This window comes from Cupriavidus basilensis (assembly GCF_029335485.1).
GTDB classification, from domain to species: domain Bacteria; phylum Pseudomonadota; class Gammaproteobacteria; order Burkholderiales; family Burkholderiaceae; genus Cupriavidus; species Cupriavidus basilensis_E.
On the sequence record NZ_JARJLM010000492.1, the window covers coordinates 1 to 5,240 of the forward strand.

The window sequence follows — 5,240 nt, forward strand, 5'->3', positions numbered from 1 at the left end:
GCGTACTTCCAGATGGTGCATCAGGGCTCGCACTGGATGCCGGTGGACTTTATCGCCACGCTTGAACCGGTGCACCCGATGCCTGGCCACCACAGCAAGCTGCTCGCCAACTGCTTTGCCCAGGGCGAGGCGCTGCTGCGCGGCCGTACCGCGGAGGAGGTCAGGGCGCTGGGCGTGCAGGACGAGGCGCTGGTGCCGCACCTGGTGTTCGAGGGCAACCGCCCCAGCAACACGCTGTTGCTGGAGCGGCTGGACCCCTATCACCTCGGCGCACTGGTCGCGCTTTCGGAGCACCGCACCTTCGTGCAGGGGGTGCTGTGGCATATCAACTCCTTCGACCAGTGGGGCGTGGAACTCGGCAAGCAATTGGCCGCGCCGATCGCCAGCGAGCTCGATGGCGGGCCGGTCCGGCAGCACGATGCGTCCACCGCGGGCCTGATCCGGCGCGCGCTGGCCGCCGCGTCGGCATGGCAAGGGTAAGGCGCGGCGCACGCCGGCGCGCGAACACAACAGAGGATGCAATGACAACGACACCATGGCCCACATATGTGGTCTTCGGCGAAGCGTTGACCGATATGGTTCACCAGGGCGGCAACGACTGGCTCGGCCTGCCCGGCGGCTCATGCTGGAACGTGGCCCGGGTGGGCGCGCGGCTGGGCGTGCCGACCGCCTTCGCCGGTGCGATCAGCCGCGACACGCTGGGCGACCAGCTGGCCCAGGCCAGCGCGGATGCAGGCCTGGACCTGCGTTTCCTGCAGCGCGCGGAACGCTCGCCGCTGCTGGCCTTTGTCGGCGCGCAGCATCCGCCACGGTATTTCTTCGTGGGTGACGACAGCGCCGATCTCTACTTCGATCCCGCCAGGCTGCCGGCGGGCTGGCGCCAGGCCGCGCGCACCGTGCATTTCGGCTCCCTGAGCCTGGCGCGCCAGCCGCTTGCCGCGCGCCTGTGCGAAGAAGCCACGCAGGCCGCGGCGGCGGGCCGGCGCATCGCCTTCGATCCCAATTTCCGTTCGCCCATGCGCGCACCGGAGTACCAGGCCGTGTTTGCGCACATGGCCGGCCTGGCGGACTACATCAAGGTGTCGGACGAAGACCTGCGCGGCCTGTACCCGGCGCTGGACGAGCCCGCCGCGCTGGCCGCGCTGCGGGCGCTGGCGCCGCAAGCCCGCGTGCTGCTGACGCGCGGCGCGGCCGGCATGACGCTGTTGCACGGCGGCCAGGCGTGCGAGCAGCCGGTGTTTGCCGTCGATGTGGTCGACACCGTGGGCTGCGGCGATGCCGCCATGGGCGGCTGGATGGCTGGCTTGCTGCTGGATCCCGACGCGACGCTGGCGCGGCAGGCGCGCTGGGCGGCGGCGACAGCCGCCGTGGCCGCTACGCGCGCGGGCGCATATTCCCCCACCGTGGCGGAGGTGCAGGCGCTGCTGGAGCGGGCGGCGGTCGCGGCGTGAGGGGGCCGGCCGCGCCTGCGCACAAAAGAAAAAGCCCCGGAGCCTGGCTCCGGGGCTTTGGCGGGCGCAGGCTGGCATCAGGCCAGCCGGCACGGCATCACTGCTCCAGCTTGATGTTCTGCACCTTCACCAGGTTCTTCATCTTCTCGAACTCCTTCTTGATCTCGGCCGCGTGCTGCGCCGGGGTGTTGCCCGAAGGTTCGGCGCCGGCGGTGCGCAGGCGCTGCTGGAAGTCCTTGTCCTGCAGCGCCTTGACGGCGGCTTCGTTGAGCTTCCTGATGACGTCGTCGGGCGTGCCGGCCGGGGCTACCAGGCCGTACCAGGCCGGGTCGTTCGGCTCCTTCAGGCCCAGTTCGCCGAAGGTCGGCACGTTTGGCAGCGCGTCGATGCGCTTGTGCCACGCCACCACGATCGGGCGCAGCTTGCCAGCCTTGATATAGGGCATCGAGGAGGGCAGGTTGTCCACCATGATCGGCACCTGGCCGGCCAGCACGTCGTTCAGCGCCGGGCCCGCGCCGCGGTAGGGGATATGAACCATGAAGGTCTTGGTGGAGACCTTGAACTGCTCGCCCAGCATATGGCCAAAGGCGCAGGTGCCGGAGGTGGCGAACGAATACTTGCCCGGATTGGCCTTCAGCACGGCGAGGAATTCCTTGTAGTCCTTGGCCGGGAAGTTCGGGTTGACCGCGATCACGTTGGCCACGTTGGCCAGGTTGGTGATCGGCTTGAAGTCCTTGATGGGGTCGTACGACAGCTTGGGATTGCAGGCCGGGTTGACCGCCATCGTGGACACCGTGGAGATGCCGATGGTGTAGCCGTCCGGGGCGGCCTTGGCGATGGCATCGGCGCCGATCGAGCCGCCCCCGCCGGCGCGGTTTTCCACCACCACGGGCTGGCCCAGGATGCGGCTCATCTGGTCGGCAGCGCCGCGGCCCACGATATCGGTGGTGCCGCCGGGCGCGAACGGGATGATCAGCCGGATCGGCTTGCTCGGGAAATTGTCCGCCTGGGCTACGGAGGCGGCGGCTGCCAGGCTCAGGGCCAGGGCGATTTTGCTTGTCTGCATGAGATCGTGTCTCCCGTCAAAAGAGCGGGCGGGGATGTCCCGCCCGAAGTAAAGAACGCCGGCCGGGTCCCCGATGTGACGGGCGGCCTGGCCGGCGGCGTGAGTCCTGGCGGGCAGGCCGCGCGGGCCGTCCCGGGGTCAACCGCCCAGCAGTCCGCGCTTGAGATCCCGGTCGACCGGGTGGTCGCCCAGGAAAATGCGCAGCACCGCCTGGTAGAAGTCCTCGCCCGGGATCGGCTTGCCGCGCGGCGTGCCGTTGATGGCGACCACGGTGCCGCCATCGGGCGAAAAATCGAAATTGATCACGTCGCCCTTGCGGGCGGTACCCATCTGCTCCATGGTCTGTTCGAGCTGGAGCAGGCGGTCGGACAGTCTCAGGAACTGGGCCTCGCTGTGGTTTTCGCGAATCCCCTCGTTCAGGGCCTTGATAAACGCGTCGGACGCCACTTCGCGCAATGGCCGGATCTGCAGGCGCTTGGGCCCGTGGTCGCCCAGCACCACCGTGGCATTGCGGGCCTTTTCCGGCAGGTAGAGCGCGGCCACATAGCCCTTGATGATGAACATCGAGCGCAGGCCCGTGCCATTCAGTTGCAGTTCCTTGCCGCCGACCCGGGTGGCATCGTCGATACGCATGCCCTCGATTTCGCTGGCGCGCGCGGAGCCCGGCGGCATGGCCATGAGCGCGCTCACGCAGAGGGTGAGTGCGAGCTGGCTGGCGCGGCGGCGCAGCGGGGCGCGCGCAAACGGGGTACGACGGGCAAACATGAAGGGTAGACGGTACGACGGAACGTGCGATGTTCGATGATTTCTGAAACAATACCAATCGGTATCTGCCCTAGTCTGCACTCCGTAGGGGCAGAGCCGGTTGTCCGCACTCGCCTGCCGGCGGGAGACAAGCGCAGCCCCAAGGCGCGGCGGTCATCTGCATACATAGAATAAACAGAACGAGACGATGTCTTCTGCCCTCCTGCTGGTGCCGGATTTCAGCCTGATCCTGATAGGCTGGCTGCTGGTGCGCTACACGCCGTTCGACCGTGCCTTCTGGTCAGGCGTGGAGCGCCTGGTCTATTTCGTGCTGTTTCCCGCGCTGTTGCTGCAATCCACCAATAGTGCCAGGTTCGATTTCTCTTCCACTTCGGCGATGCTCGGCCTGGCGCTGCTGACCACGGCGTTCGGCATGGTCGGCGGCTACGCCGTCAAATGGGCGTTGCGGCCGGCTCCGCTGGATTTCGCCTCGGGCCTGCAAACCGCGTTCCGCTTCAATTCCTACATCGGGCTGGCGCTGGCCTCGCGCCTGGGCGGCAGCGAGGGACTCGCGATGATGGCGGTGATCGTCGGCTGCACGGTGCCGCTGTGCAACGTGGCGGCGGTATGGGCGCTGGCCCGTCACGGCGAAACCCGGCTGTGGCGCGAGCTGGCGCGCAATCCGCTGATCCTGGCCACTGCCGGCGGCTTGCTGACCAACCTGATCGGCCTGCATCCGCCCGAGGTGCTGGGCATGACGCTGGCCCGGCTGGGTTCCGCGTCCACCGCGCTGGGCCTGATGACGGTCGGCGCGGGCCTGCAGATGAGCGGCGCCACCGGCGCGGCGGGGCCGGTGGCATGGTGGAGCGGCGTGAAGCTGCTGGCTATGCCCTGCTTTGCCTGGGCGGTGGGGCGGCTGCTGCCGCTGACCGAACTGCAGTCGCAGATCGTCGTGCTGTTCGCCTCGCTGCCGACCGCGTCGAGCGCTTACATCCTGGCGGTGCGCATGGGCGGCAACGGGCCGATGGTGGCGGCCACCATTTCGGTGATGACCGTGGCGGCCATCGTCACCACGCCGTTCTGGCTGGCGCTGGTCAGCTAGCGGGGGCCGGTTTGGCGGTATCGGGGGCGCCGTCCTGCGCCAGCGCCCAGTCGATATGCTCGCGTACCAGCGGGCTGGCCCCGGCCTGGCGCGCGCCAAGCGCCGCGCGGATGCGGGCGGCGAGCGCCGTGTCGCCGCCGGCGCGGGCGGCGCGCAGGCTGTTGCCCAGGCCCACGGCCAGGTTGCGCAGCCAGCGTTCATGGCCGATGCGGCGGATCGGGCTGCCTTCCAGCCGCTGGTTGAATTCCGCCTCCGTCCAGCCGAACAGCGCAGCCATGTCGGGCGCGTCGAAGCCGTTGCGCACGTCGAAGTCGGGCAGCGTGGCGCGGTGGGCGAACTTGTTCCAGGGGCAGGCCAGCTGGCAGTCGTCGCAGCCGTACACGCGGTTGCCCATCGGCGCGCGCAGTGCCTCGGGGATGGCGCCCTTGTGCTCGATGGTCAGGTAGGAGATGCAGCGGCGCGCATCGATCCGGTACGGCTCCAGGATGGCCTGGGTCGGGCAGATATCGATGCAGCGGCGGCAATTGCCGCAATGGCCCGGCTCGGGCGCGTCGGCGGGAAAGGGCACATCGACCAGGATTTCGCCGAGGAAGAACATCGAGCCGCCTTCGCGGTCGAGCAGCAGCGTATGCTTGCCGCGCCAGCCGAGCCCGCCCTGGGCGGCCAGCGCCACCTCCATCACCGGTGCCGAGTCGGTAAAGACGCGGTAGCCGAACGGGCCGATGGCGGCTTCGATGCGGCTGGCAAGCTGCTGCAGGCGGTTGCGCAGCACCTTGTGGTAGTCGCGGCCACGGGCATAGAGCGAAATCATCGCGGTGGCGGGGTCGTCGAGCCGCGCGAACTCGTGGGCTCGCCAGTCATCCGGGCCCGCCGCCGG

General features: G+C 68.9%; 5 protein-coding genes and 1 pseudogene. 3 read left to right on the top strand and 3 right to left on the bottom strand.

Going from position 1 to position 5,240, the window contains the following annotated elements; translation table 11 throughout:
- Both P3W85_RS30420 and P3W85_RS30425 read left to right on the top strand, forming a co-directional pair.
- Positions 1-480: pseudogene (locus P3W85_RS30420) on the top strand (glucose-6-phosphate isomerase); the annotation flags it as partial.
- A gap of 41 nt (positions 481-521) precedes the next feature.
- The gene (locus P3W85_RS30425) at positions 522-1,451 is read left to right on the top strand and encodes a carbohydrate kinase family protein (RefSeq protein WP_276267508.1); all 930 of its coding nucleotides are present in this window, start codon (positions 522-524) and stop codon (positions 1,449-1,451) included.
- 97 nt (positions 1,452-1,548) lie between these two features.
- Here the strand turns inward: P3W85_RS30425 and P3W85_RS30430 are convergent, their stop codons facing one another.
- Together P3W85_RS30430 and P3W85_RS30435 are read right to left on the bottom strand one after the other, a co-directional pair.
- Complete coding sequence (locus tag P3W85_RS30430) at positions 1,549-2,517, bottom strand: tripartite tricarboxylate transporter substrate binding protein BugE (protein WP_276267509.1); 969 nt, start codon at positions 2,515-2,517, stop codon at positions 1,549-1,551.
- Between the two features lie 138 nt (positions 2,518-2,655).
- Positions 2,656-3,282 (bottom strand): chalcone isomerase family protein, encoded by a 627-nt coding sequence (locus P3W85_RS30435; protein ID WP_017225209.1) that lies wholly within the window; start codon positions 3,280-3,282, stop codon positions 2,656-2,658.
- Between the two features lie 187 nt (positions 3,283-3,469).
- Between P3W85_RS30435 and P3W85_RS30440 the strand changes: the two genes are divergently transcribed.
- On the top strand, positions 3,470-4,363 hold the full coding sequence (locus P3W85_RS30440) for an AEC family transporter (protein ID WP_276267510.1): 894 nt from the start codon (positions 3,470-3,472) through the stop codon (positions 4,361-4,363).
- Here the strand turns inward: P3W85_RS30440 and queG are convergent.
- Positions 4,356-5,240 (bottom strand): tRNA epoxyqueuosine(34) reductase QueG (gene queG / locus P3W85_RS30445; RefSeq protein ID WP_276267511.1); only part of this gene is annotated, 885 nt, incomplete at its 5' end. The genes P3W85_RS30440 and queG overlap by 8 nt on opposite strands.